Annotated in this window: 1 protein-coding gene; it reads left to right on the top strand. The window is 58.6% G+C overall.

The window, feature by feature from the left end; genetic code table 11:
• Window positions 1–492, top strand: a 492-nt coding sequence (locus SB822_RS54870) for a tyrosine-type recombinase/integrase (RefSeq protein ID WP_410858818.1), incomplete at its 5' end; no start/stop codon positions are given.
• Between the last annotated feature and the right edge of the window lie 20 nt (window positions 493–512).

Here is a 512-nt window from a genome sequence, read left to right as displayed (position 1 = left end):
GTGGCGGCGTTGACGCGCTCGGACGTCGATCTCGACCGCCGATTGCTGCTCATTCGGTGCGGGAAGCTCGGTAAATCCCGCTGGGTCCCGATACACCCCACCACCGCCGACGTCCTGAGGCGCTACGCCAGGAAACGCGATCGCGATCCCCTGACCCTAAACAGCGAAGCGTTCTTCGTTTTTGACTATGGTCGACCAGCCTCCACGCACAGCATCAACTATGCCTTCCATATTCTCTGTGACGCGCTGAAGTTGCGACCGCGTGGAGACCGTTCTCGACTTCGCCTGCGCGACCTTCGCCATTCATTCGTGTGCCACAGGCTCCAGGAATGGTACGCCCGTGGACTGGACGTAGATCGCAGCATTCTTGCCTTGTCGACCTATCTCGGCCACGCTAAGGTCACCGACACATACTGGTATGAGACAGCCACTCCCGAGCTGTTAGCTATCGCAGCTCAGCGCTTCGTGAGTTGTCGGAGAGGTACATCATGAGCAAGTCTCTCACACAACCA

The organism is Paraburkholderia sp. SIMBA_054 (assembly GCF_046534875.1).
GTDB lineage: Bacteria > Pseudomonadota > Gammaproteobacteria > Burkholderiales > Burkholderiaceae > Paraburkholderia > Paraburkholderia hospita.
This window is presented reverse-complemented; position numbering and strand designations above follow the sequence as displayed.